Genomic DNA, 26574 nt, shown 5'->3' on the forward strand with positions numbered 1-26574 from the left:
TCTCGAGGGCAGCGCGTGCGAGCCGCGATCGCCTGGGTGGGTCTCGGCCTCATCGCCGGGGCGCTGGTCTGGGCCGCGGTGTCCGTGGTCCTGTACTTCGGCCACGAGAACGACGGCATCACCGTCCGGGTGACGATCTCCATCGCCATCGCCGTCCTCTTCGGTCTTGCCACCCTGGTCATGGCTCCGCGGTGGCGCGCGGAAGACCCCGCCCCCGACCGGGACGCCCGCATGATTGCCGCATTGGCGGCCGCAGGGGTCGGGGTGGTCCTCGCCGTCCTGCTGTATGCCGAGGTGTCGGAGGGATCGGTGGGGCCGGTGGGAAGCCTTCCCGCGCAGCTCCACGCGTGGCTGGTCATCGGTGCGGTCGTCCTCGGCACGTTCCTGATGCTGCCTTTGGCGGACCGACCGTCGACTCGGCCTCTCTCCCACTCCTTCCCGGCCTTCACGGCAGGGACCTTGTCCGTGGTTCTGTGCGGCGGTCTCGTGCACACTGCTCTCTTCCCACAGGTGGGGCACAGGACCGCCGGTGACCTTGGAGAACCTGCCCCCACACCGGAGACCGTCACCGAGGTCGGATGGTCCTGGGAACCGGAACACGGGACCTCGGTGGAAGGGATCGAGGTGGGTACGCACGGCCCCCTCGTGGCGCTCAGTGACGGGCTGGTCTCCCTGGACGGCACCGACGGGAGCGAGATCTGGTCGTACCGCCTTCCGGCCTCCACGGAAACGGACGTGGAGGCGTGGGTCGACGGCGACCGCGTCGTCCTCGTCCAGGAGCCCCTCGACGGTAGTGACGACGCGACCGCCGACGTGCTGGACCTGGAGACCGGTGAGCCCCTTCCCGGGCTCCAGCAGATCTCCCAACCCAGGAGCGGGGACATCGACGACCATGTGGTGGCGCGGACCGGCAAGCAGGTGGTCCATGTGGAGTTCGCCGAACGGGTCGAGGACCCAACGGTTCTGCGATCTGGGTCGGCCGAGACCGGCGAGCAACAGTGGTCCACGTCCCTGCCGTCCGAGGATGGCCTTGCCTGCTACACCGGCACACCTGAATGGCTCCATGGACTCTTGGTCACCGGCCACCTGTGCGAGGAGGCCGAGGGCTATGACGGCGGGATGCTCGGCTACACCGAGGACGGGGACGAGGCCCAGGTGGAGCACACCGTGGTGGCACTCGACCCTGAGACCGGTGAGCAGGTGTGGGAACGCTCGTGGACCGGCCCCGGAGACGTCGGACCACCGCAGGCCGCTTCCGGGGGACACCCCACCGAAGGCGCTGACCCGGTGATCGTCGTGGAAACGGGCGAGGAAGGACCAGCCCTGGTTCTCGACCCCGCCACGGGCGAGGACGCCGTCACCCTGCCGGAACGCGCTGAGGACCTGCAGTTCGCGGGCTTTCTCGGAGCTGACAGCGAGAGCGCGACCTACATGCTCGACCGTGAGGACGGCCTTCCCGAGATCGAACGGGCCACTGCTGACGGAGCGCCTCCTGAGACCGCTGAAACCGGAGGCTTCGTCTCCTTGGAGATGGAGGGAGCTGTGGCTCTGGGCGCGGCGGCTCTGACTCTGGAATCCGAAGTCTCCGCAGGCGCCCCGCATCCCCGCGTCCAGGTACACGGGTTCGAGGGCAGGAGGGGGACCGTCACTGAAGGCGGGATCTCCCTGACGAGGGAGGACGAGGGGTTTCCCGGGCGCCAGATGGTCGCCGTCCCCGGGGCGGTCGTGGCGGTGATCAATACCGAGGTCGAGGCGGCACGGGTCACGCGCGAGAACTGGACCGAAGAAGCGGTCCGGGGACTGACGCACTGAGCCGCACGTTCTGGGGAACCGCCATCACGAACAGCAGGGGTTCCGCGCCCGTCCCGGGTGCGGACATACACAGAAGGAGTGGGAGCCGAGTGTCTCGAGGCCAGCGTGTGCGAGCTGCGATCTCCTGGGTGGGTCTGGGCCTCATCGCCGGGGCGCTGGCCTGGTCTCCGTTGGCGGTGGTGCTGGCCAGCGGAGCCCCGGCCGAGGGCATGACCGAATGGGTGGGGCTGGGAACATTCTTCTCCTGGTTACTAGGCCTCTATGTGCTCACCGGCGTGGTCCGGTGGCGCACGGGTGAGACCGCCCCCGCGACGGAGCCGCGCGGAACCGGCTGTCTCGTGCCCGCACTGCTCATGGCAGCCGTCGGGATCGGCCTGGCCGCGCTCGTCCACTTCGGGTGGGACGGAGAGCCGGCGGTGGCCGGCCCGATCCAGGCCAACGCGTGGCTGCTCGCCATCTCCGTCGCAGCCGGGCTGCTCCTGCTGACGGCCGCGACCGAGCGCCCTTCACCCCAGCCGCTCGCACGCACGTTCCCGGCCTTCGCCGCGGGATCCCTGGCGGTCGTCCTGACGGGCGGTCTCGTCAACATCGTGCACTTCCCACAGCCGCGGCACGAGGTCGCCGACGAGCCCACCGAGCTGGGGGAACCGGACCCCATGCCCGAGCGCGTCGAAGAGGTCGGCTGGGAATGGGAACCCGAGCTCGGAAGCTCCGTCCTACGGGTCGAGGAGGGCTCACACGGACCGCTCGTGGTGCTCACCGACGGGGTGGTCTCCCTGGACGGCACCGACGGCAGCGAGATCTGGTCCTACCGCCGCCCCTACGCCCCGCACTTCGAGGTGTGGGTGGACGACGACCACGTCATCGTCTCCCGGGCCCCCGTGGTCGGCACGGAAGACGCACTCGTCGATGTGCTCGCCCTCGACACCGGTGCGCCCGAGCCCGGGCTCCAAGGGGTCGCCCAGCCGAACGAGGACGACGCTGACGCCCGCGACGAACTCAGCAGCGACCCCGACGAGGACGTGGTGACACGCACGGCCGAGCACGTGATCCGTACAGAGAGTGGCATCGGGGCAGACGCGGACACACAGCTGGTCTCGGAGGAGATCGGCACCGGGGCGGAGCGGTGGTCCGTGCCCTTGGACGACGAGCGTTGTGGCCCAGGTACGGCGCAATGGCTCCACGGGCTGCTGGTCTCCACCCACGACTGTCGGGACGAGGAAGAGACCGAGAGCGCTGAGGAAGCCGAGGACGACGGCCCCGGGGGTTCCGACGACCGAGGCGAGTACGAGGAGCCTGCCGAGAGGGAGTACCTCGTCCGGGCGCTCGACCCCGAGACCGGCGAGCAGGTGTGGGAGCGCTCGTGGACCCGTTCCGAGGACGACCGTTTCCACGTCTCCTCCGGCGGCCCCGCCGGTGCCGGTGCTGACCCCGTCCTCCTCGTGCACTTCGAGGGCTGGACGGAGGAAGGGCTGGTGCTCGACCCCGCCACGGGCGAGGACGTCTTCACCCTGCCCGAGGAGCTCCGTGCGGACGGTACGTGGTTCGACCGGTTCCTCGGTGCCGACAGCGAGAGCGCGACCTACCTGGTCGACCGCCGGGGCCGGGACGCCGAGGTCGAACACGTCGACCCGCAGGGGAACGTGCTCGAAGCGGTCGAGAACTTTCCCCGCAGCGTCAACGGGGACTCCATCGAGGTCCTGGACGAGATGCTGCTCCACCAGGTCCGTTCGCAAGGCCGACCCACCGTCACCACGACGGAGTTCGGGCAACAGGCCGAACACCGGACCTACGAACGTATCCGGCTGGAAGAGCCGGAGGGGGACGTGGGCTGGAGCGCACTCGTCCCGGTCCCCGGTGCGGTCGCGGCGGTCGCCGAGGCGGACGAGCCAGAGGTCGGGGACCCGGACAAGATCCGCACCGAAGGCGCGGTCCGGGGTCTGACGCCGTGAACGCGTCCGCTAGGTTCTACGTCGGCACAGCGGACATCAGGACGGAGGATCCCCGGTGAGAGGGGAGCAACAGCACGGACGGGTGCGGAACGCGCTCGTGTGGTCGGGCGTCGGGCTGCTGGTCGGTGCCCTCCTGTGGACCGCGGTGGTGGTCACCGTGTCCGCCGGGGACGTGTTCGAGGGGACCGGGGGCTGGTGGATGCTCTCCTGCCTGGTCGCCGTCCTCGTCCTCGTGTTCGGCGTGGTGGAGAGGCCCGGCACCGAGCGGACCAGGGGCGGGTACCGGTTCGGGATGTCCTGTGCGATCGGCGCCGGGCTGCTCGCGGTCTGGATGGCCTTTCCGCAGGACACCTTCGCCGCCACCACGGACAGCCGGTGGTCCTTCGAACCCTCACCGCCCGCCGTGCACCTGTGGCTGGTGGCGTGCGCGATCGTGATCGGCTGCGCGCTCGTGCTGTCCGGGTCGGGCAGGGCGGATCCGAGACCGTTCCGGTGGAGCACGCTGTTCTCGGGCGCGGGAGCACTTGCGGTGGTCCTGGCCGGCGCCCTGGTCGCCCAGCTCGTCGTGCCCTGGGTACCGCACCGCGAGGGCGGGGCCGAGAGTGCCCCTGCCCCGGTTCCGGCCGAGGTGTCCGGAGAGGGGTGGTCGTGGCGGCCGCCGATGGACACCGGCATCGACGGGGTGCGGGAGGGGCCACACGGACCGATCGTGCTGCTCGGCGACGGGGCCGTGGCCCTGGACGGCACCGACGGCACCGAGCTGTGGTCCTACCGGCGCCCGTACGACGTCGTCACCCACGTGTGGACCGAGGACGACCACGTGCACGTGCGCCACCGGCCCCGGACCGAGGACGACACCGACCGCAATCTCCACCAGGCCCAGTTCGAGGACGACGAGCTTTTCGAGACCGCCCGGCTGAACACGGAGAGTGGGGCACTGGTCGATGAGGTCTCCGGCGCCCTTCGCCCGTCGGTCGCCCGGTCGACGGAGCACAGCGAGGAGCTGGTGGACGAGATCCTGTCGCTGCCCGAGAACTGCGTCGTCCAGCGCACCGAGGACTACGGCCACCGCCTGGCGGGCGTGGTCGGCTGCGTCGACGAGGAACACACCGAGTCGGCGGTCGCGTCCGGGGACCCCTTCGGCTTCCCCGATTCCGAGGTCGAGGTCATGGTCGTGGCGGTGGACCCGCAGGAGGAGAGCGAGCTCTGGCGCACGGAGCCGTTCGACCCGGGCGAGAACGACCGCCCCCGCCTCACCGCTGCCCCGGGCGACCCCGCGGTCGTCGTCGAGAACGGCCCCGACGGGCGCACCGTGGTGCTCGACGCCGACACCGGTGACGAGCACGTCGCGTTGCCCGAGGACCTCGAAGCGAGCGAGGAGCTCATCGGCCTCGTCCGGGCCGACTCGGACGGCACCGTCGTCGCCGCCGACACCGGTGGCCCAGACCTGCAGACCACCTTGCACCGGGCGGACGCCTCGGGGGAGATCACCGACTCGGCCGTGGTCGAGGACGTGTACCTGGACCCCAAGATTGGCGGCGGCCGGATCGCCGTGCTCGACGACGCCGTGGTCATCGCGGAAGACTACGGCCTGGACGGCATGGGGGAGGACGGGCAGGTGGCGCTGCTGGTCGCGCCCTTCGGTGAGACCACCGACCGGAGTGACGAGATCGCGCTCCCGGGGGTGGCCGAGAGCCTGTCCGGCCTCACAGTGGTGCCGGGCGCGGTCGTGGTCTCGACGGAGGACGAGGAATCACAGATCCTGCGGGCGTTCGTCCCCTGACCGAGCTCCGGTCGGGTCCCGTCGGGACCCGACCGGGGCGGCGCCGGAACGCCGTCCCCGCCCGCGGTACCCGGTCCGTGCTGGTTCGAGCGTCCCCGCGAGTGCGATAGAGTCGTGTCCTGTCGGTCGCCGCACACGGTGCAGCAACCGCCGGGACGTGGCGCAGTTTGGTAGCGCACTTGACTGGGGGTCAAGGGGTCGTGGGTTCAAATCCCGCCGTCCCGACACAGAAACAGCAGGTCATCGAAGGGTCCATCATCCGGTGGGCCCTTTTTTGCGGCCCAGGTGGGGTAGAAGTGGGGTAGAACCGGGGGCGTGGGACACGAAGGAGCGCCGCGACTCTCGCGCCGTTCATCCCTTGTCGTTCAGCCCCGCCTTTTTCTTGAGGCCCTTGGTGAAACCGGGCCGCGCCTGGTTCCGAGTCCGGCCTACCCACAAGGCGCCGAACCCAGCGTCCAGGGGTTTCGCCCACCGGCTGGGCATGAGCGCCCTCTGACATCACACAATCTGGCAAGATCGCGGATATGGCAGAGACGCGACGGAGAACAGCGCTCGTTACAGGCGGTTCGAGAGGGATCGGTCGTGCGATCGTGCGATGTTTGGTGCGTGACGGAATTTCGGTGGTGTTCAGCTACGCCAGGAACGAGGCGGCCGCAGAAGAAGTCCTGGCGACCGATCGCGATCAGGATGTGACGATCGCGGCTGTTCAGGCGGACCTTGCTGATCGGGATGCTCCCAAGCGGCTCTATGACGAAGCCGAGCAACTGGTTGGGCGTTTGGACATTTTGGTCAACAACGCCGGGTCGGACATCGTGCCGCTTCCGATAGCGCAGACAAGCGATGATGACTATGACCAGCTCATGGCGGTGAACACCAGAGCCGTATTCGTGCTCATGCGCGAGGCGGTCGGTCGGCTGCGCGATGGCGGCCGCATCATCAATATCTCGACAGTCAACACGGTGGCGCCAACCCCGGCGGTCGCGGTGCACTCGGCAAGCAAGGCAGCGGTCGAGCAGTTCACGGCATGCGCGGCACGAGAAGTCGGCCCACGCGGAATCACTGTCAATGCGGTATCGCCAGGCGCCACCGATACCGAACTGCTACGCGGGAACAATCCGGGCGTCGATCTCGAGGCCGTTCTGGCCCCGGTCACTGCCCTCGGCCGTCTGGGGCAGCCCGAAGAGGTCGCTGACGTGGTGGCGTTCCTGGCCGGGCCGGGTGGCCGTTGGATCACTGGGCAGACCGTGCGGGTCAGCGGCGGACTGGCGTAGTACAGACGGCCTGTCCCCGGTCGGACGCCCAGTCCATCGGAGGTCCAGGACGCCGACAGCAGGTCCTGGCCTTCGGCGCCGGTCGTGTGCCGAACCAGGGGTGTCGACCGGGCGACCATGCCGGAGGGGAAGACCCGCGACGTCCCTGTGGGCATGGAGGGATCAACCTGAGGGCCGGTGCGCTCGTGTGAACCCTGACCGGCAGTGCGGGCCATGGTGACTACGTCGAGCCGCGGTCTCTGATGACGCCCGTCAAGAAAACTGCCCATGCCTCGGAGGGGAAGGCCAGCGGTCCGGAAGCACGGTTCAGGGTGTCACGTATCCGGACGATGTCACCGTCTCTTCGGCACTCCACGCAGTCCTGATGGGCGCCACCGCTGTATGAGGACTTACTCCACTCCATGTCAATCATGGTGATTCACCTTCGCCAATTCCTCCTGCAGGGCCCGCAGCGACTCTTGAGGCGAGAGCGCTACGTCCTGCACGTCGCTGAGCAGAACTCGGAATCGGTGTACTGCCTGTGGTTCGTCAACCATACGATCTGCATAGGCCGACTGCGCATGGAGCACTTCCGAGGCCGATCCGGAAGCTGTCAGCTTGAATGGCCCCACGAGTCCGGCGGGTTCCGGGGTGACCCAGTGAGGGGTGTGGATGTTGGTGTTCCAGGGGCGGAAATAGTCTCAAGTTGGCCGCGCTCCAATATGGTCCGTTGCTTATATGGGTTGTGTTCCTTGCCTGCCCTTGTGGATTCCTGCGCACGGTCCCATGATTTCTCTGGGTTCGGTTGACCGGAAGTGCGTCAGGAGATTCTTTGTCTGATCTGGAAGAGACCCTTCGGCGTCTCGTCGATCCGTCGTCTGTGGAACTGAGTTCAGGGGAGCACCTCGCTGGAAAGGTCCAATCGGCGGTCACCCGGGATGACGCGCGCTGGAAAGAAAAGAAACAGGAACCTCCGCGCCGGAAACCTCGACTTGCGCCTCTTCCTCAGATGAACAGGGCATCCGTCGGTGTGGCCCCTCTGAGCGTCCTCCACGCGCTGGGAAGAGCGATCTCTCTGGACAGGCAGGGGTCGGTCCGCGGACTCGCCGAGCACTGGGGCTGCCTGAAGTACGCGCTGGCACTGGACGGGAGCCAGGCGCAGGACCACATGGCACTTTCACCCGAGGGCCGATCCACCCAGCGCCAGCACAAGACGGTCCAGGCCCACGAACTCGGTGTCGGTTTCGGTGTCGCGGCCGCCGAACACTTCCTTCGGGAGCGCTATGAAGGCCATCGTGTTTCCTTCGTCCCCGCGGAAGTGGTCCTGCGTTCCGGGTGGCCACTGAAGGGCTTGCGCTACCGCCCTCGCTTCTTCGTCGAGGTGTGGAAGCCGGGAGAACGGGCGCAGGTCATCCCGGTCGTCTGCAAGGGGCACCACGGTCGGCGAAGTTCGTCATATCCGCAACTGGCTTCCGCTTCGGCGCATGTGGAGGCGGTGCACATCGGCCCGTGGAACGAGACCCCGGCCCTGGTCCTGAGCACGGAACTGAGCATGAAGAATGCGATCGTCGTGCACGCGCTGGCCGCGGACGGCGACGGGGGAACCCTTCCGGCAGCCGAGGAGAAGTTGAACTCCACCTTGCGTGACCGCTCCATGCCCCCGCAGATCACCAAGCCTGCTGGCAGCGGTACCCCGGAGGAAGGCCTGACCGGATTCCACGTGCTCTCCCCACACGACGAGTGGTTCCGGGCGGTCCTCGCACGTACGGACGCCGCCGGTCTGGTGGCCTTCACCGGCGACAGCAGCGCCACAGCGCCCTACCTCACCAAGCAGCAGGGACGTGGATACTACACACGGCAATCACATGCCGCCATCAGTAGCGTCAGGGATAGAGAGCACACGCTTCTCGGTGTCCCTTGTGTGGGAACCGAACACGTGTTCCGCCTCAACGGTGCACGCGTCGAGGCCTTCTCCGGCCTTGCGGAAGACCTGTTCGACATCCTTGAGCAGGGACGTCTGGACCAGTACCGCCATGAAGTCGATGCCCAGTACGCGCGCCATCCCTATGCGAAGTGGGACCGGTGCTGGGATGGGGCAGTCTCTGTACGGCCGGACGGGTCCGTGTTGGCGATCCGCCGGCTCAAACCCGAGAGCTGACGGGGAGACAGGTGACCGATGGGAGAAGCGTCCGCGGTTGGGGTGAGCGCCCGGGGAGCCCTTCAGCCAACGCCCCCGTCGTCCGGTGGCCGGAACGTGCGTCCCTGCCTGGGGCCACCGTCACGGATCGTGGGGCTGACCGCCCCCGATCCGGGTGATGGTGGTGAGCACCTCGTACCGGTCGAACCGGTAGCGCGACCGCACGTGCTGGACCGGCCGCCCGGTCGCGTCGTAGAAGGTGTCGACGATCTCCAGGCCCGGCGAGCCGAGAGGCAGCCCGAGAAGCTCGCACTCGACCGGCGGCAGCACCAGCGCCCGCACCCGGCGGAAGGTGGAGTCCGGCACCGCCGCCACCTCGGTCAGGGCCTCGTGCACCGAACCGGTGAGGTCGGCGCCGGACAGGGCATCGGTGAAGCGCTCCGGGTACAGGCCCACCTCGTGGCACATCGGCTCGCCGTCGGCGTAGCGCAGGCGTTCCAGCAGCAGTGCCCCCTCCCCGGGGCGCAGGGACAGGTCGGTGACCGTCTCCAGGTCCGGGGTGATGGGCTCGAAGCGCAGGACCGTGGAGGAGGGCCGCAGCCCGCGGCGGCGCATGTCCTCGGTGAAGGAGGTCAGCGTGGGCCCCATGGTCACCGTGGGACGGCCGACGTAGGTGCCGCTGCCCGGTGAACGGCGCACCCAGCCCTCGTCCTGCAGAGCGGCCAGCGACCGCCGGACCGTCATCACACTGACCCCGAACTCCTCGGCCAGGGCGCGCTCCGCGGGCAGCCGCACCCCTGTCGCCAGGGACGAGCAGCGCTCACGGAGAACCGTGAGGATCTCGAGGTACTTGGGCCTGCTCATAGGGCCTTCTTCACCGTGACGGCGTCAGTGCGCACACCATCTCTGCTCTGGAGCGAACTCTATATTCATCTAGAGCGCGTGTGTTAACTTCATCACTCATTGATGCGGTCGGCGCTCACGGAAGCCGGATCCCTCCTGGCGGCGTCGCGCAGAGAGGTGAAGTGATGCGATCCAGAGCCATGGGGTTCACAGCGATCATGGCCGCCTCCGCCCTGGTGCTGTCCGCGTGCGGCGCGGACGGGGACGACACCGATGACGAGCTCGTCGTCTGGCACCTGGAGACCCCGCCCAACCGGGTCGAAGCGCTCGACGCCCTGGCCGAGGAGTACAACAACGGCGACCCCGAGATGCCGGTGCGCTTCGAGGTGCAGGAGTGGGACGAGATCTACTCGACCATCGCGGCCGCGGCCTCCGCGGGCGACCAGCCCGACGCCCTGTTCGTCACCCCGGACCTGGCCACCTACGTCCGCCAGCTCGGCCTGGGTGCCCCGGTCACCGACGTCGTGGAGGGCCTGGAAGCAGAACACGGCTTCATCGACGCCGCCATCGACCCCTACCGCGACGACGAGGAGTACTGGGCGGTCCCGCTCTTCGGCATGGTCCAAGTGCTCTGGTACCGCGGCGACATGTTCGACGACGCCGGCCTGGACACACCGCAGACCTGGGAGGACCTCCTCGAGGCCGCGGAAACCCTGGACACCGACGAGCACAGCGGGATCGCCCTGCCCGCCGGCCAGAACCAGGCCACCGACCAGGTGCTCTACAGCTTCATGGTCACCAACGGGGCCGCCGACATCTACACCGGCGACGGCGAGATCGACTTCGACACCCCCGAGACCGTCGAGACCTACGAGCTCTACGACGAACTCCTGCAGTACTCCCCGGCCGACTCCGGCAACTACTCGTGGGGTGAACCGCAGGCCGCGTTCAACAGCGGAAGCGCGGCGATCAACATCGAGAAGGGGCAGTACCTGACCCCCTTCGAGGAGGAGACCGGGCTCGAGCCCGACGACCTGGGCTGTGCACCGATCCCCACACCCGAAACCGGCGGACAGCCGGGCAGCGTCTACTTCTCCAACGGCGCCATGGTGCTCGGCGAGGACGAGGACCGCACCGCCGCCACCGACGACTTCCTCGAATGGCTGCTGGACACCGAGAACTACGGCGACCTGCTCAACGCCGAGCCCGGCCTGTACCTGCCGCTCACCGAGAACGGGGCCGAGGAGTCCGACTGGCGCGAGCACGAGACCATCAGCACCTACGAGGAGTGCGTCGACGTCATGCTCGAGCAGTCCGAGACCGGGGAGCTGTTCGGGTTCGTGGACGGCCAGTACATCGACGACGTCGGCGAGATCTCCGGCCAGAACTTCATCGCCCGCGCGGTGCAGGAGATGTACGTCAACGACATGACCCCGGCCGACGCCGTCGCCGCGGCCCAGGAGCAGATGCAGGCAGCGGACTGACCGTGGGCGCACCGGACCGCAGCGCGCCGGGCCGCGCCCCGGACAGCCCTGCGGCGCCGGCACCGAGATCGAGGACCTCTCGGCGCCGGCGCCGCGGCGGGATCAAACACGACCTGTTCGGGTACCTGCTCCTGACGCCCATCCTCGCCGTCATGGCCCTGGTCCTGGCCCTGCCCCTGGTCCAGGCGGTCCTGACCAGCCTGCGCGACGAGCGGGTGATCGGCTCGCCCTCGGAGACCGTCGGGTTCGACACCTACCTGATCATCCTCCAGGACCCGGCGTTCTGGGACGCGTTGGGCCGGTCCGGGCTCTGGCTGCTGCTCAACCTGGCGGTGCAGACCGTCCTGGCCTTCGGCACCGCACTGCTGCTGCAACGGCAGGGCTGGTGGGCCCGCACCGCGCGGGTGTGGGTCGTACTGCCCTGGGTCATCCCCACGGTGGCGGTCGCCGTGATCTGGCAGTGGATGCTCAACAGCAACTACGGCGTCATCACCCACGCCTTCGCCGCCATCGGCATCGACCTGGGCTCACCGTTCTCCGACCCGGGCATCGCCCTGATCACCGTCATCCTGGTCAACAGCTGGCACTGGTTCCCGCTCGCCGCCGTGGTCATCTACGGCGCCCTGGCCACCGTCCCCGTGTCCGTGCTCGAAGCGGCGAAGGTGGACGGCGCCAACGCCTGGCAGACGTTCTGGGCGGTCACTTTCCCGATCCTGCAACCGGTGCTGTTCGCGCTCGGGCTGGTGGGCTCCCTGTGGTCCTTCAACGTCCTCGACACCATCCTGCTCACGACCGGGGGAGGGCCGGCCGGCGCCACCACGACCATGCCCATGTACGTGTACGAGACCGCCTTCGACGCCTTCCGCAGCAGCCAGGCCGCGGCCGCCAGCGTGCTGACCGTGCTCGTGCTGGGCGTCGCCGCCGCACTGTTCGTGCGCTTCCTCCGTCCCAAGGGGTCACCGTGACGTGGTCGAGCGGCCTGCGCCGGGTTCCGGCCGGCCTGACGATGGTGCTCATCACGCTGATCGCCCTCGGGCCGATCTACTGGGTGGTCGTCTCGGCGTTCAAGACACCGCAGGAGATCATCCGGCCCACACCCACCCTGTGGCCGCAGACCTGGACCACGCACAACTTCTCCCGCCTGCTGGAGACCACCCCGTACACGACCTACCTGAGCAACAGCCTCCTGGTCGCCCTCGGCACGACCGTGCTGACCGTCGTCCTCGCCGTGTGCGCGGCCTACGGGCTCTACCGCCTCGAAGTACCAGGCTCGGGCATGATCGCCGGGCTCATCCTCGTGGCCTTCATGATCCCCGGAACCCTGCTGATCGTCCCGCTGTACGGCATCCTCTCCGACATCGGACTGATCAACAGCCTGGCCGGGCTGATCCTGGTCAACGTCGCCTTCACCGCGCCGTTCTGCACCTGGCTGCTGCGCGGCTTCATCATGTCGGTGCCCAAGGAGATCGACGAAGCGGCGGCCATCGACGGCGCCGGGCCGGTGCGCACCATGTTCCAGATCGTGCTGCCGTTGATGGCACCAGGGCTCGCCACCGCCGTGGTCTACTCCTTCGTCTTCGCCTGGACCGAGTACGTGTACGCCACACAGTTCATCCTGGACGACCGCCTGCACACACTGCCGATCGGGCTCAGCGCCATCGTGGGGCAGTACACCATCGACTGGGGCCTGGTCATGGCCGGAACGGTCTTCACCATCCTGCCCACCCTGATCCTGTTCATCGTCGCCGGCCGGTACTTCGTCGGCGGACTCATCACCGGAGCGAACAAGACATGAGCCCAGAGCACCGCACCGAGACGCTCGGCCGCGCCGCCGCCCAGTACACCGAGCGGGTCCAGCAGATCCTCGCCGAGGCGCTGGACGCCGAGCAGGACCGGATCGCCGAGGCGGCCGCCCTGCTCGCCGAGCGCTTCACCGCCGACGGGATCCTGTACGTCTTCGGCAGCGGGCACTCCCACGTCTTCGCCGAGGAGGGCTTCTTCCGTGCCGGCGGCAGCGCCCGCATCTGCCCCGTGCTCGAACCCGACCACATGCTGCACGTCAGCGCCCAGCGCTCCACCGAGCTGGAGCGCGAATCGGGACATGCGGCGAGCGTGCTGGCCGGTTACGAGATCGACCCGGACACCGACACCATGCTGGTGGTCTCCAACTCCGGGGCCAACGCCCTTCCCGTGGAGGTCGCCCGGACCGCCCGGGACATGGGGCTCCCGGTCATCGCCATCACCTCCCGCGCCTACGCCACGGCCAGCACGCAGACCGGGCCCAAACTGCACGAGGTCGCCGACATCGTGCTGGACAACCACTGCCCGCCCGGTGACGCGCTGGTGTCCGTCCGGGAGGACCTGCCGCTCGCCGGGCCGGGCAGCAGCGTGGTCGGCCTCGCGCTCCTGAACGCCATGATCGTGGCGGCCGCGGAGAAGGAGGCCGAGCAGGGCGGAACCCCGCGGGTCTTCCTGAGCGCCGGCATGCCCGACGCCGCCGAGCACAACGCCCGGATCATCGCGGAGATGGGGCCCCGCGTGCCGCACATCTGACCGACCTCCGGCACGGCGGCCGGACCGAAACCCCGGCATCGGCCGGCGGCACCGGGGCGCCCGCGAGACAGGGACGGAGCGAGAGTGGAGACCACCGCGACCCTCGGCATCGACCTGGGGACCACCGGCGTCAAGGTCATCGCGCTGGACACGGAGACCGGCCGCGTGGTGGCCGAAGCCGCCGGGGAGTACCCGACCCTGCACCCGGAACCGGGGGCGCACGAACAAGACCCCCGGGCCTGGTGGGCTGCGGCCCGGGACGCCCTCCGCACGGTCACCGCCGCGCTCGGGGATCACCGCGTCATCGCGGTCGGGCTCTCCGGGCAGATGCACTCCCTGCTGCTGACCGATGCCGCAGGCGAGGCGGTCGGGGCCGCCATGACCTGGGCCGACCGCCGTGTCGGCGCCGACACCGGACGACTGGCCGCCGACCCGCGCTTCCGGGACCGGGCCGGGAACGAACCGGTGGACGCCTTCACCGCCCCCAAACTGGCATGGCTCGCCCGCACCGACCCGGGGCGGCTCGCGCGGGCCCACCGCCTCGTGTCGGCCAAGGACCACCTGCGTTTCCACCTCACCGGTACCTGGGCGACCGACACCACCGACGCCGTCGGCACCCTGCTGTACGACGTGCACGAAGGCCGGTGGAGCCCGGAGCTCTGGCGGGCCGTCGGGGCCACGCCGGACCTCGCGGCCCGGGTGCTCGCCCCCGATGCCGCCGCCGGAAGCGTCACCGCCCGGGCCGCCCGCGCCACCGGTCTACCCGAAGGCACACCGGTGGCCACGGGCGCCGGCGACGTCCCGGCCGCCGTCCTGGGCTCCGGCGTGACGCACCGCAGCCAGGTCTGCCTCAACGCCGGTACCGCCGCGCAGGTCATGAGGCCGACCGAGGAGGCGGACGCGGGCGCCGGGTTCCTGTTCGGGGCGGCCTACGGCGAAGCACCGTTCCTGGCGATGGCCTCGCTGTACGCAGCGGGCGCCGCCCTCCGCTGGGCCGGCCGGACACTACTCGGCGCAGGGGAGGACCTCAGCGAGGTCGCGGCTACTGCCCCCGCCGGCTCCGACGGTCTCACCTACCTTCCGTTCATGTACGGCGCGACCCTGCCCCGCAAGGACGACGCGGCCCTCGGCGGCTTCCTCGGCCAGCGCGAGGCTCACGACCGGGCCGCACTCGTACGGGCCGTGGTCGAGGGCGTGGCCTTCGGTTGCGCCGACGCGGTGGGCGCCGTCAGCGCGATCGCAGGTGAGGCCGGACCGCCCCGGGAGATCAGGCTGGTCGGTGGCGTCACCCGGTCGGCGCTGTGGCGCGAGGCGTTCGCGAGCGTGGTCGACGCCGATGTGTGCCTGGTGCCCGAAGGCGGATCGCCCCGCGGGGCCGCGCTCCTGGGGCTGTCGGCGGCGGGCGGTGACGCCCGGCAGGTCGCCGCCCTCAGCGGGCGCACGGAACCGGTGCACGCTGCCGCCGGCGCCGACCACGACCGGTACCGGGAGGCCTACGCCCGCTACCGAGCCCGCGCCGCCCACCACCTGGCTGCCGACACGGCGTTCGGCGGTGAAACGCCTGCGTGACCCGCGGACGCCAAGAGGCGGCGTGCGGGTCGCCCGCCAACGAGGGACGGCACATCGAGCACACCGGCGGTGATCACGGTCGGAGTTGTCCGAACGTCCCGTCGAGTGCAGGGAGCATGTGATCGCCCAGGGCCAGGGAACGACGGCGACGTTCATCTCCAGATGCTCGACCGATCCCGTGCCCGGGAGGGCCGGACGAGCCGACTCCACGACCTCGCACTCGACGCACCACGAGCCCGGTGATGTCCTCCCACACGTCGAGGTAGGCGCGCACGAACCGTTCGCCGAGCTGGTCGGCGGGGCCCTTCGAACGCGCAGCGCTCACACGCTTCCTCGAGAAGTGAGCCCCTGCTCGAAGCGGTCCACCGACCAGCGCTCGACCGCACGGCCCTGGCTGTCCTGGAAGCCGGGCACCGTCTCCTCCGGGTCGACCAGGATGATCCGGTGACCGGCGTCGATGAGCTTGGCCGCCATCGCCGCCGACGTACGGCGGGCCACCGGCAGCACCTCGTCCACGCGGCTCATGTCGAAGACCACCAGGTCGGTCGGCGGCGGGTTCCCGATGAGCTCATGCGTGAGCGCCTCGATACTGCTGAGCACCATGTCGCCCTGGAGCACGTAGACCGTCGCCGGAACACCCTCGACCGCCACCGTGCGGGTCTCCCGCAGCGACGAGCGCGCCGGCCGGCCCGCCTCCATCAGGTGCAGGCCCAGGTCCTCGGAGAGCTTCTCCATCATCACCACACCCCGTGCACTGTTGCCGTGGGCGTCCAGGCGGGGCGAGAAGACCGCCACACCGACCTGGCCGGGCAGCACACCGATGATGCCCCCGGCGACACCGCTCTTGGCAGGGATACCGACGCTGGTCAGCCAGTCCCCGGCCGCGTCGTACATGCCGCACGAGGCCATCACACTGAGCACGTGCCTGGTGTTGCGCCTGCTGAACAGGCGCAGGCCGCTGTTGGGCTGCACCCCGCCATTGGCGAGCGTGGCCGCCATGAGGGCGAGGTCGCGAACGGTGACCGACGCCGAGCACTGGCGGATGTAACCCTCCACGGCGGCGGCCGGGTCGTGGCCCAACTGGTCCGAGGCGTGCAGCAGGTAGGCGAGCCCGAGGTTGCGGTCACCCGTCGCCAGCTCCGACGCGGCCAGCGCCTCGTCGATCCCGACCGGACGCTGCGCGAGATCGGAGAAGAGCGCGAGGATGCGGTCGACGGCAGCGGCGTCGTCGCGCTTGACGAGGGCGTGCGTGGCGATCGCCCCCGCGTTGATCATCGGGTTGCGGGGCTTGCCGGTCTCCGGGTCCAACGACAGCTCGTTGAAGGCCTCACCGCTGGGCTCGACCCCGACGCGCTCGAGCACGTCCTCGAGGCCGCGGTCCTCGATCGCCAGCGCGTAGGCGAAGGGCTTGGACATCGACTGGATGCTGAACCGGTCATCGGTGTCCCCACTCGCGTACACCGTTCCGTTGACCGTGCACAGCGCGACAGCCACACGGTCGGGGTCGGCGGCCGCGAGCTCCGGTATGTAGTCGGCCAGGGCACCGGAGTCGACGTGGTCCGTCCCGGCGATGATGCCGTCGAGGTAGTCGAGAATCGGTGAGCGCATCGGGGTTCCCCTGTCCCGGGATCGGTGCCGCCGCGTGCCGTGGCCCTTCGGGGACCCCTCCGCAGCGCGGCGCCGGCGTGGTCACGGAGGGAGGCCACAGTAGTGGCGCTGCGTGCCGGCGTACCGGTGGACATGCGCGCTCGTGGCCCACAATGGGGAGGAACGTCAGTGTCAGGGGTCGGTCGAACCGGCCGTGGCGGTGATCGTGCTCGGACGGGGGCGGATGGTGGGAGCGCAGGAGGGGCAGGAAAGCACGCCCCGCACCGCGGGCGCCTCGGCGTCGCAGCCCGCCCGCGTCCCCGCACCGGCTTGGCGTGCCGTCGCCGCACGGGTCTGGCTCGAGTTCAAGAAGGGCCACGCCGGTCTGCTCGCCGCGGGCATGGCGTTCAGGGCGATGCTCGCCCTGTTCCCCGCCCTGCTCGCCGCGGTCAGCCTGTTCGGGATCGTCGCCGATCCGGATGATCTCGCCGACCAGATCCGGGACTGGCTCGTCGCCGTCCCGGACGAGGTGCGCACGCTGATCGAGCGGCAACTCACCACCATCGCGGCGACCGAGACCGGAACGCTCGGGTTCACGTTCGCCACCTCGGTGCTGCTCGCCCTCTGGAACGCGTCCGGAGGCATGTACGGCCTGATGGAGGGCTGCAACGCCGCCTACGACGTGGTGGACAGCCGTCCCTACCCACTCAGGCGCGGCATCGCCCTGCTCCTGGCCCTGGGCGTGGGAGCCTTCGTCTGTTTCGGGGTCGGGGTCATGGCCGGACTCCCGGCCCTGCTCGGCCACGTCGGCCTGAGCGATGACGCGATGCTCGCGATCCGGATCGGCCAGTGGCCCCTGCTCGCTCTGCTGACCGTGGTGGGGCTGGGTGTCGTCTACCGGATCGCGCCCCATCGTCCGGGGCGGTCCCGCCGCTGGGTCACGCCGGGTGCGGTCATCGCGATGCTGCTGTGGTTGTTCGGTTCCTTGATCTTCACCTACTCCGTGCAGCGGTTCGGAGACTTCGGTGCGACCTACGGGGCGATCGCCGGGGTCATCGTGCTGATGCTGTGGCTGTGGTTGTCGTCGCTCATCGTGCTGCTCGGGGCGATGATCAACGCCGAGCTCGAACGCGCGTCCCCGGCGGACCCCGGCATCCCCGGGCGGGTCAGGGGACGAGGTGGCCGGCCGCGCGGACCAGGCCGTACCACTCGCCGCGGGTGAGGGGCAGGTCCGAGCCCGCGGCGGCCTCGTCCACCCGGTGCGGTTTCGTGGTGCCCAGCACGACCTGCATGCCCGCCGGGTGGCGGGTGATCCACGCCGTGGCGATCGCGGTCGGGGTGACGCCGTACTTGCGCGCGAGGCGGTCCAGTTCGGCGTTCAGCTCCGGGTGGTCGTCGGAACCGAGGAAGACGCCGTCCCCGAACCCCTTCTGGAAGGGCGACCAGGCCTGCACGGTGATGTTGTTCAGTCGGCAGTGGTCGACGATGCCGCCGCCGTCGAGGGTGGCCGATCCGGGCTCGGCGCCCATGTTCGAGGCCAGCCCCTGCGTGATGATCGGGGCGTGGGTGATGGACAGCTGCAGTTGATTGGCGACGATCGGTTGGCGCACGGCGCTCTTGAGCAGGTCGATCTGGCGCGGGGTGTGATTGGAGACGCCGAAGGCGCGCACCTTGCCGGAGCTCTCGAGGTCGTCGAAGGCCCGGGCGACCTCCTCCGGCTCGACCAGCGCGTCCGGGCGGTGGATGAGCAGCACGTCGATGTGGTCGGTGTCCAGGGCGCGCAGCGAGCGTTCCGCCGAGGCGACGATGTGCTCGTAGGAGGAGTCGTAGTGCCACTCCTCGGGCACGATGCCGGTCTTGGTCTGCAGCGTGATCTGCTCGCGTTCGGCGGGACCCAGCCGCAGGGCTTCGCTGAACCGCCGTTCGCACAGGTGCGGACCGCCGCCCGGGTGGTTGAACCCGTAGAGGTCGGCGTGGTCGAAGAAGTCGATGCCGGTCTCGCGGGCGGCGGTGTAGAGGGCCCGGATCTCCTCGTCGGTGCGGTCGGCGATGCGCATCATGCCGGCGACGACGTTGGGAACGCGCCTGCCGGTGGGGCCGAAGGGTACGGAGTGCATGGGTCTCCCGGGTGGGTCGTCGCTGTCCTGAGCCGTACGGATACCGGGCCGAGCGTAGACGCAACGGCCGTGCCCGGGGAGACCTGCTCGGTGCCAGTCCGGCAGGGACCCTGCCCGTGCGTGGCGGTCCGCCCCACGCTCCGTACCATGGGGTCGACCTCGAACACGCGGGACCGCCCGCGACGGAAGGAGCACCGGTGTCCGACGCACCCGAACGCGCCCTGGTGGTCATGGCCCACCCGGACGACGCCGACTTCTCCTGCGCCGGGACCGTCGCCCTGTGGACCCGCGCCGGAACCGAGGTCGTCTACCTCATGCTCACCGACGGCGAGGCGGGCGGCGACGAGCTCACCATGGACAGCGCCGAGATCGGTGCGATGCGCCGCGAGGAACAGCGCCGCGCCGCCGCCGAGGTCGGGGTCGAGGACGTGCGCTTCCTCGGGTACCCCGACGGGCGCCTCGTGCCCACCCTCGACCTGCGCCGCGACATCTCACGCGTCATCCGCCAGATGCGGCCGGAGCGTGTGATCATCCCCAGTCCCGAACGCGACTGGGACAGCATCCCCGCCAGCCACCCCGACCACATGGCCGCGGGTGAGGCGGCGATCAACGCGGTCTTCCCCGACGCCCGCAACCCGCACGCGCACCGCGAACTCCTCCTGGAGGAGAGCCTGAAGCCGTGGGCCGTGCCCGAGGTGTGGGTCGTCGGCGGACCCGAGCCCAAGCAGCACACCGACATCACCGACGTCTTCGACCGCAAGCTCGCCGCGCTGGCCGCGCACGAGAGCCAGATCGGCGACATCGGCGAGATCGAACCGATGCTGCGCAAGTGGATGGGCATCACCGCCGTCGAGGCCGGTATGCCCGAGGGCAGCCTCGCGGAGTCCTTCCGGGCCGTCCACATCGGCTGAGCCCGCACGCAACGCCCTGGGGAGGGCCGTCCATGCGCATGAACTACGTGCTCGACACCTGCGACCTGCAGGGGGCCGCGCGGTTCTGGTCCGCCGCGCTGGGCATGCGCGCCGCCGAGCGCGACCACTCGCCCTACCTCACCCTCTCCGACCCCGAGGGCAGGTTCCCGCCGCTGCTCCTGCAGCAGGTCCCCGAACCGAAGCAGGGCAAGAACCGCATGCACCTCGACCTGCACGTCGAGGACGCCCGTGCCGAGACCGAGCGCCTGACGGGACTCGGCGCCCGCGTGCTGCGCCCGTTCTTCGAGGAGGAGGGCTATCTCCTCGTGGTCCTGGCCGACCCCGAGGGCAACGAGTTCTGCGTCATCGAGCCCCTGGACGACCGGTAGGCACACCGGGGGACGGTCCGCCGGCGCGGCAGCTGCGGACCCTCGCTGACCTGCGTCGACACGGGGGCGGAGGGTAGGTGCGGGCCGCGTGCGGGTAGCGCTCCGTGCAGGGGACGCACCGCTGCGGCCCTGTACGGCGACCGACGAGGGCTGAGGTGAGGACGGTGTTCCGAGACCGACTCGAGGCGGGTGAACGCCTGGCCGACGAGCTGGCCGCACAGGAGTGGCACCGGCCCGTCGTGCTCGCCATGCCGCGCGGGGGAGTGCCCGTGGCCGTCCCGGTCGCCCGCCGCCTCGACGCGCCCCTGGACGTGGTCGTGGCGCGCAAGATCCCCGTCCCCGGCAGCCCCGAGGTCGCCGTCGGCGCCACCACCGCCCAGGGTCCGCCGATCTTCAACCGGCGTTCCCTGGGACGGATCGGGCTCCACGAGGACGACCTGGCCGACGCGGTCGCGGTGGAACAGGGCGAGGCCCAGCGCCGGGTCGAGATCTACCGCGGAGGCGCCGACGAACCCGAGGTGCGCGACCGCGACGTGATCGTGGTCGACGACGGCCTCGCCACCGGGATGAGCGCCCGCGCGGCCCTGGGCCATCTGCGGGAGAGGGGCGCCGCCTCGCTCGTGCTGGCCGTGCCCGTGCGCGCCCCCGACGCCGCGCCCACCGACCTGTGCGAGCAGGTCGTCGCGGTGTCGGTGCCCGACGGGTTCCGGTCGGTGGGGGAGTGGTACGAGGACTTCACGCAGGTCGCCGATGACGAGGTGCGGCGGTTCCTCGCCGGCGCGCCCTAGGACGTCCCCGAGAACGCCAGGTCCCTGGTCACCGTCCGTCCGAGGGCGTTCCGTCCTTGCGCGGTGCCCTCTCGAGGCGCGTTCGTGGCCCCGTCCCCACGACCGTGCACGCTGGGCGGCTCGTCCTCCGTTCCTCCACGTCGCCCCCTTCGCGGCGCGCCCGCCCAAGGATGTTTCGGGTAGCGCGCCCTGCCCAAGGACGCGCGCCTCCGGTTTTCCCGCTGGGGCGCCCCCAAGGGTGTTTCGTGTAGCGCCCGACCCCGGGTTTTGCGCTGGGCGCGCCCCCAAGGACGCTTCGTGTGGGGCGCGAGCACCGGCGAGTTCCCCATACGAAGCGTGATTCCTGTATCCCCGCCGACGTGCACGTCTCCCTGTGCGCGAGGTGGGTGCGTACCCGTTCGACTCGGCGCTTGACGGCGCTCGCGCCTGCGATCGAGCGTGCCTGGGCTCTTGGGGTTAGATCTACAACGTCAAGGTGCCCCCGTTTCTGAAAACGATTCACCGGCGGATGAGCTGGGATTCAACCCTTCATCCGACCGGCTCTTGACGCTCTGTGTGTGTCGTGGGTAACTTGCTCCCGACGTTCTCATAAAACGATTCAACACCCTCGCGCCGCCCCCGAACGGAGCCCCACCGTGGCCACAGAGCACCACGACCCCCGCGACCTGGCCCGCACCGTCCTGCGCCGGCAGAGCATCGAACTGCCCTCCTGGGCCTTCGGCAACTCCGGAACCCGCTTCAAGGTCTTCGGGCAGCCCGGCGTCCCGCGCGACCCCTGGGAGAAGATCGCCGACGCCGCCGAGGTCCACCGCCACACCGGCGCCGCACCCACCGTCGCGCTCCACATCCCCTGGGACCGCGTCGACGACTACGCCGCGCTCGCCGACCACGCCCGCGACCTCGGCGTCCGGATCGGCACGATCAACGCCAACGTCTTCCAGGACGACGACTACAAGCTCGGCAGCGTCGCCAACCCCGACCCCGCCGTGCGCCGCAAGGCCCTCGACCACCTGCACGCGTGCGTCGACGTCATGGACGCCACCGGCTCCCGCGACCTCAAGCTCTGGTTCGCCGACGGCACCAACTACCCCGGCCAGGACGACCTGCGCACCCGCCAGGACCGCCTGTCCGAGGCCCTGCACAGCGTCTACGACCGCCTCGGCACCAACCAGCGCCTGCAGCTGGAGTACAAGCTCTTCGAACCCGCCTTCTACTCCACCGACGTCCCGGACTGGGGCACCGCGTACGCCCACTGCCTCGAGCTCGGCGAACGGGCCGTGGTCTGCGTCGATACCGGCCACCACGCCCCGCACACCAACATCGAGTTCATCGTCGCCTTCCTCCTGCGCTCGGGGAAGCTCGGCTCCTTCGACTTCAACTCGCGCTTCTACGCCGACGACGACCTCATGGTGGGCGCCGCCGACCCCTTCCAGCTCTTCCGGATCATGCACGAGGTCGTGCGCGGCGGCGCCCTCGACGAGGACTCCGAGGTCGCGTTCATGCTCGACCAGTGCCACAACATCGAACCCAAGATCGCCGGCCAGATCCGCTCGGTCATGAACGTGCAGGAGGCCACCGCCAAGGCCCTGCTCATCGACACCGCAGAACTCGCCGCCGCCCAGCAGGAGGGCGACGTGCTCGGCGCCAACGCCGTGCTCATGGACGCCTTCAACACCGACGTGCGCCCCCTGCTCGCCGAACTCCGCGAGGAACAGGGCCTGGACCCCGACCCCATGGCCGCCCACCGGCGCTCCGGCTACACCGAACGCGCCGCCGCCGAACGCAAGGGCGGAACCCAGGCCGGGTGGGGCGCGTGAACACCGGCCCCTCCGACCCCACCGCGCCCGACCACCACGAACAGGGGAACCCCGTGACCGAACGCGTCGTCGCCGAACTCGTCGAGCGCAGCAACACCCTCGGGTCCGACCCGCGCAACACCAACTTCGCCGGCGGCAACACCTCCGCCGCCGGAACCCGCACCGACCCCGTCACCGGCGGCCCCGTCGAACTCCTGTGGGTCAAGGGCTCCGGCGGCGACCTGGGCACCCTCACCGAGGACGGCCTGGCCGTCCTGCGCCTGGACCGCCTCCGCGCTCTCGTCGACGTCTACCCGGGCGAGGACCGCGAGGACGAGATGGTCGCCGCCTTCGACCACTGCCTCTTCGGCAAGGGCGGCGCGGCGCCCTCCATCGACACCGCCATGCACGGCCTCGTGCGCGCCGCCCACGTCGACCACCTGCACCCCGACTCCGGTATCGCCCTGGCCACCGCCGCCGACGGCGAACGCCTCACTCGCGAGTGCTTCGGCGACCGTGTGGTCTGGGTGCCCTGGCGGCGCCCCGGGTTCCAGCTCGGCCTGGACATCGCCCGCATCGCCGAGGAGAACCCCGGTGCCATCGGCGCGGTCCTGGGCGGCCACGGCATCACCACCTGGGGCGCGACCAGCCAGGAATGCCAGGACCACTCCCTCGAGGTCATCCGCACCGCCGAACGCTTCATCGCCGAGCACGGCCGCCCCGAGCCGTTCGGCCCCGCGCTCGAGGGCTACGAGCCCCTGCCCGAGGAGGAGCGCCGGGCCCGTGCGGCCGCCCTCGCCCCGACCGTGCGCGGCCTGGCCTCCACCGACCGCGCCCAGGTCGGCCACTTCACCGACACCGAGGAGATCCTCGACTTCCTCGCACGCGCCGAGCACCCCCGGCTGGCCGCCCTGGGCACCTCCTGCCCCGACCACTTCCTGCGCACGAAGGTCCGCCCGCTCGTGCTCGACCTGCCCGCGACCGCGCCCCTGGAACAGGTCGTCGAGCGCCTGGGCGAGCTCCACGTGCGCTACCGGGAGGACTACCGGCGCTACTACGAGGAGCACGCCGACGCCGACAGCCCGCCCATGCGCGGCGCCGACCCGGCCGTCGTGCTGGTGCCCGGCGTCGGCATGTTCACCTTCGGCAAGGACGCCAAGACCGCGCGCGTGGCCGGCGAGTTCTACGTCAACGCCGTCAACGTCATGCGCGGGGCCGAGGCGCTGTCCACCTACCGGCCCATCGACGAGTCGGAGAAGTTCCGCATCGAGTACTGGTCGCTGGAGGAGGCCAAGCTCCGCCGCCAGCCCGCACCCAAGTCCCTGGCCACCCGCGTCGCGTTCGTGACCGGCGGAGCGAGCGGCATCGGCAGGGCCGTCGCCGAACGCCTGGCCGGCGAGGGGGCGTGCGTGGTCGTGGCCGACCTGGACGCCGAACAGGCCGAGAAGGCGGCCGCGGAGATCGGTTCCGCCGACACCGCCGTGGGTGTGGCCTGCGACGTCAGCGACGCCCGCGCCGTCACCCGCGCCCTCGAACAGGCCGCCCTCGCTTTCGGCGGCGTGGACCTGGTGGTCAACAACGCCGGGCTGTCGATCTCCAAGCCCCTGCTGGAGACCACCGAGCGCGACTGGGACCTGCAGCACGACGTCATGGCCAAGGGTTCGTTCCTGGTCTCGCGTGAGGCGGCCAGGATGATGACCACGCAGGGCATGGGCGGCGACATCGTCTACATCGCCTCCAAGAACGCCGTCTTCGCCGGGCCCAAGAACATCGCCTACTCCTCGGTCAAGGCCGACCAGGCCCACCAGGTGCGCCTGCTCGCCGCCGAGCTGGGCGAGCACGGGATCCGCGTGAACGGCGTCAACCCGGACGGGGTCGTGCGCGGGTCGGGCATTTTCGCCGGGGGATGGGGTGCCCAGCGCGCCGCGGTCTACGGGGTGGAGGAGAAGGACCTCGGTGCGTTCTACGCCAAGCGCACGATCCTGGGCCGTGAGGTGCTGCCCGAGCACGTGGCCAACGCCGTGCACGTGCTGACGTCGGGGGAGCTGTCGCACACCACCGGCCTGCTCGTGCCCGTCGACGGCGGTGTCGCGGCCGCCTTCCTGCGGTGAGCGCCCCGCACGTGGCCGTCGACCTGGGCGCTTCCAGCGGGCGTGTGGTCGCCGGCCGGTTGGAGGGCGGGCTGCTGCACACCGAGGAAGCCGCCCGGTTCCCCAACGGTCCGGTGCCCGTGCCCACGGCACACGGCGAGCGCCTGCACTGGGACGTTCTGTCGCTGTACTCGGGGATCCTCGCGGGCCTGCGCGCGGCCGCTGCGGACGGGGGCGCGGCCTCGGTGGGTGTGGACTCCTGGGCGGTCGACTACGGGCTGCTCGACGCCGACGGGGAACTGGTGGGCAACCCGGTCCACTACCGGGACGACCGGACCGACGGGGCGGCCGAGCGGGTCTTCGAGGACCTGCCGGCCGAGGAGCTGTACGCGGTCAACGGGTTGCAGGTGCAGCCCTTCAACACCCTGTTCCAGCTCGTGGCGGCTTCCGGGAGCGCCCACCTGGCCTCGGCGCGCGACCTGTTGCTGTTGCCCGACCTGCTCGGGCACTGGCTCACGGGCGAGCGCGTGGCCGAGCTGACCAACGCCTCCACGACCGGGATGGTCGACGCCGGAACCCGGGACTGGTCGCAGCGCTGCCTGGACCTGCTCCGCGACCGCCACGGGGTTCCGGCCGCCGATCTGCTGCCCCGGATCGTCGCGCCCGGGACGGTGGTCGGCCACCTCGGCCCCGCCGCCGGGCCGGCTTCCGGTGCCCCGCTCGTGGCGGTGGGTTCGCACGACACGGCTTCGGCCGTGGCCGCGGTGCCGGCCGAGCGGCGCACGTTCGCCTACATCTCCTCGGGTACGTGGTCGCTGGTGGGGGTCGAACTGGACGCTCCGGTGCGCACGGAACAGGGGCGGGCGGAGAACTTCACCAACGAGCTCGGCGTGGACGGCACCGTGCGTTACCTGCGCAACGTCACCGGTCTGTGGCTGTTGCAGGAGTCGTTGCGGGTGTGGAAGGAACGCGGCACGGAGGTCGACCTGGACGGCCTGTTGGAACGCGCCGCGCGTGTGCCCGCGCTGTCCTGCGTGGTCGACGTCGACGATGCGCGGTTCCGGCCCCCGGGGGACATGCCGGCCCGCATCGCTGCCTACGCGGCCGAGACCGGGCAGCGGCCACCGGAGACCGACGCCGAGGTGGCCCGGTGTGTGTTCGACTCCCTCGCGCTGGCCTACCGCAGGGCGGTGCGCCGGGCGGCCGAGCTCAGCGGTGCCGGTGTCGAGGTGGTGCACGTGGTCGGTGGGGGAGCGCGGAACACCTTGCTGTGCCGGCTGACCGCCGATGCGACGGGCCTTCCGGTGGTGGCGGGACCGGCGGAGGCGACGGCGGTCGGCAACCTGCTGGTGCAGGCCCGCGCGGTCGGTGCCCTGGACGGTGACCTGTGGGACCTGCGCAGGGTCGTCGGTGACTCCTTCGCGGTGCACACGTACCGTCCCGAGGGTGCGACCGCCCCCTGGGAGGCGGCCGAGCGCCGGTTGGTCTGAGAACGCGGCCTCTCGGGCGGGTC

22 protein-coding genes and 1 tRNA gene are annotated in these 26574 nt (G+C 70.4%); 18 read left to right on the forward strand and 5 right to left on the reverse strand.

The window, feature by feature from the left end:
* Window positions 1–15: 15 nt before the first annotated feature.
* From IDM40_RS21385 to IDM40_RS21405, 5 genes are all read left to right on the forward strand, one after another.
* Window positions 16–1812: an outer membrane protein assembly factor BamB family protein gene (locus IDM40_RS21385; RefSeq protein ID WP_193123825.1), complete on the forward strand. Its 1797-nt coding sequence runs from the start codon at window positions 16–18 to the stop codon at window positions 1810–1812.
* A 107-nt stretch (window positions 1813–1919) separates the two neighbouring features.
* The gene (locus IDM40_RS21390; RefSeq protein ID WP_193123826.1) at window positions 1920–3764 is read left to right on the forward strand and encodes a PQQ-binding-like beta-propeller repeat protein; all 1845 of its coding nucleotides are present in this window, start codon (window positions 1920–1922) and stop codon (window positions 3762–3764) included.
* A gap of 55 nt (window positions 3765–3819) precedes the next feature.
* A complete protein-coding gene (locus IDM40_RS21395) occupies window positions 3820–5547 on the forward strand; it encodes a DUF3488 domain-containing protein (RefSeq protein WP_328807088.1) in 1728 nt (575 codons plus the stop codon).
* Window positions 5548–5698: 151 nt separating this feature from the next.
* Window positions 5699–5772 (forward strand) — tRNA-Pro (locus tag IDM40_RS21400).
* Window positions 5773–6071: 299 nt separating this feature from the next.
* Window positions 6072–6818 (forward strand): SDR family oxidoreductase, encoded by a 747-nt coding sequence (locus IDM40_RS21405; protein WP_193123827.1) that lies wholly within the window; start codon window positions 6072–6074, stop codon window positions 6816–6818.
* A 220-nt stretch (window positions 6819–7038) separates the two neighbouring features.
* Here the strand turns inward: IDM40_RS21405 and IDM40_RS21410 are convergent, their stop codons facing one another.
* Both IDM40_RS21410 and IDM40_RS28970 read right to left on the reverse strand, forming a co-directional pair.
* Window positions 7039–7230 carry a DUF397 domain-containing protein gene (locus IDM40_RS21410; protein WP_193123828.1) on the reverse strand — a complete coding sequence of 64 codons (192 nt, stop codon included), beginning with the start codon at window positions 7228–7230 and terminating at the stop codon, window positions 7039–7041.
* Complete coding sequence (locus IDM40_RS28970) at window positions 7223–7471, reverse strand: Scr1 family TA system antitoxin-like transcriptional regulator (protein WP_407940035.1); 249 nt, start codon at window positions 7469–7471, stop codon at window positions 7223–7225. Before IDM40_RS28970 ends, IDM40_RS21410 begins: the two co-directional genes overlap by 8 nt.
* A 158-nt stretch (window positions 7472–7629) precedes the next feature.
* On the opposite strand from IDM40_RS28970, the gene IDM40_RS21415 reads away from it, so the two are divergent.
* Entirely contained in the window at window positions 7630–8955 is a 1326-nt protein-coding gene (locus IDM40_RS21415) for a hypothetical protein (RefSeq protein ID WP_216631125.1), read from the forward strand.
* Window positions 8956–9075: 120 nt separating this feature from the next.
* Here the strand turns inward: IDM40_RS21415 and IDM40_RS21420 are convergent, their stop codons facing one another.
* The gene (locus IDM40_RS21420; RefSeq protein WP_193123829.1) at window positions 9076–9798 is read right to left on the reverse strand and encodes a GntR family transcriptional regulator; all 723 of its coding nucleotides are present in this window, start codon (window positions 9796–9798) and stop codon (window positions 9076–9078) included.
* A gap of 164 nt (window positions 9799–9962) precedes the next feature.
* On the opposite strand from IDM40_RS21420, the gene IDM40_RS21425 reads away from it, so the two are divergent.
* The 5 genes from IDM40_RS21425 (at window position 9963) to IDM40_RS28865 (ending at window position 15383) form a co-directional block, all read left to right on the forward strand.
* The gene (locus tag IDM40_RS21425; RefSeq protein ID WP_193123830.1) at window positions 9963–11261 is read left to right on the forward strand and encodes an ABC transporter substrate-binding protein; all 1299 of its coding nucleotides are present in this window, start codon (window positions 9963–9965) and stop codon (window positions 11259–11261) included.
* Window positions 11262–11263: 2 nt separating this feature from the next.
* Window positions 11264–12226 (forward strand): carbohydrate ABC transporter permease, encoded by a 963-nt coding sequence (locus tag IDM40_RS21430; protein WP_193123831.1) that lies wholly within the window; start codon window positions 11264–11266, stop codon window positions 12224–12226.
* Window positions 12223–13056, forward strand: coding sequence for a carbohydrate ABC transporter permease (locus tag IDM40_RS28325; RefSeq protein ID WP_216631126.1), 834 nt, complete (start codon window positions 12223–12225; stop codon window positions 13054–13056). The genes IDM40_RS21430 and IDM40_RS28325 overlap by 4 nt, the downstream gene beginning before the upstream one ends.
* Window positions 13053–13814 carry a sugar isomerase domain-containing protein gene (locus IDM40_RS21440; RefSeq protein WP_193123832.1) on the forward strand — a complete coding sequence of 254 codons (762 nt, stop codon included), beginning with the start codon at window positions 13053–13055 and terminating at the stop codon, window positions 13812–13814. The genes IDM40_RS28325 and IDM40_RS21440 overlap by 4 nt, the downstream gene beginning before the upstream one ends.
* 84 nt (window positions 13815–13898) lie before the next feature.
* The gene (locus tag IDM40_RS28865) at window positions 13899–15383 is read left to right on the forward strand and encodes a xylulokinase (protein ID WP_193123833.1); all 1485 of its coding nucleotides are present in this window, start codon (window positions 13899–13901) and stop codon (window positions 15381–15383) included.
* A gap of 321 nt (window positions 15384–15704) precedes the next feature.
* Here the strand turns inward: IDM40_RS28865 and glsA are convergent, their stop codons facing one another.
* Window positions 15705–16991: a glutaminase A gene (gene glsA, locus IDM40_RS21450; RefSeq protein ID WP_193123834.1), complete on the reverse strand. Its 1287-nt coding sequence runs from the start codon at window positions 16989–16991 to the stop codon at window positions 15705–15707.
* Between the two features lie 223 nt (window positions 16992–17214).
* Here glsA and IDM40_RS21455 point away from each other — a divergent pair, with 223 nt between their 5' ends.
* Window positions 17215–18192 (forward strand): YihY/virulence factor BrkB family protein, encoded by a 978-nt coding sequence (locus IDM40_RS21455; RefSeq protein WP_193123835.1) that lies wholly within the window; start codon window positions 17215–17217, stop codon window positions 18190–18192.
* Here the strand turns inward: IDM40_RS21455 and IDM40_RS21460 are convergent.
* On the reverse strand, window positions 18137–19087 hold the full coding sequence (locus tag IDM40_RS21460; RefSeq protein ID WP_193123836.1) for an aldo/keto reductase: 951 nt from the start codon (window positions 19085–19087) through the stop codon (window positions 18137–18139). The genes IDM40_RS21455 and IDM40_RS21460 overlap by 56 nt on opposite strands.
* Before the next feature lie 197 nt (window positions 19088–19284).
* On the opposite strand from IDM40_RS21460, the gene IDM40_RS21465 reads away from it, so the two are divergent.
* From IDM40_RS21465 to IDM40_RS21490, 6 genes are all read left to right on the forward strand, one after another.
* On the forward strand, window positions 19285–19998 hold the full coding sequence (locus IDM40_RS21465; protein ID WP_193123837.1) for a PIG-L deacetylase family protein: 714 nt from the start codon (window positions 19285–19287) through the stop codon (window positions 19996–19998).
* Between the two features lie 32 nt (window positions 19999–20030).
* The gene (locus IDM40_RS21470; protein WP_193123838.1) at window positions 20031–20387 is read left to right on the forward strand and encodes a VOC family protein; all 357 of its coding nucleotides are present in this window, start codon (window positions 20031–20033) and stop codon (window positions 20385–20387) included.
* Between the two features lie 164 nt (window positions 20388–20551).
* Window positions 20552–21175, forward strand: coding sequence for a phosphoribosyltransferase (locus tag IDM40_RS21475; RefSeq protein ID WP_193123839.1), 624 nt, complete (start codon window positions 20552–20554; stop codon window positions 21173–21175).
* Between the two features lie 635 nt (window positions 21176–21810).
* Entirely contained in the window at window positions 21811–22992 is a 1182-nt protein-coding gene (gene rhaI, locus IDM40_RS21480) for an L-rhamnose isomerase (protein ID WP_193123840.1), read from the forward strand.
* Window positions 22980–25082 carry a bifunctional aldolase/short-chain dehydrogenase gene (locus IDM40_RS21485; protein WP_193123841.1) on the forward strand — a complete coding sequence of 701 codons (2103 nt, stop codon included), beginning with the start codon at window positions 22980–22982 and terminating at the stop codon, window positions 25080–25082. The genes rhaI and IDM40_RS21485 overlap by 13 nt, the downstream gene beginning before the upstream one ends.
* Entirely contained in the window at window positions 25079–26551 is a 1473-nt protein-coding gene (locus IDM40_RS21490) for a rhamnulokinase (protein WP_328807089.1), read from the forward strand. The genes IDM40_RS21485 and IDM40_RS21490 overlap by 4 nt, the downstream gene beginning before the upstream one ends.
* Window positions 26552–26574 lie beyond the last annotated feature (23 nt).

The organism is Nocardiopsis coralli, from assembly GCF_014892575.1.
In the GTDB taxonomy this organism is placed as follows: Bacteria; Actinomycetota; Actinomycetes; order Streptosporangiales; family Streptosporangiaceae; genus Nocardiopsis; species Nocardiopsis coralli.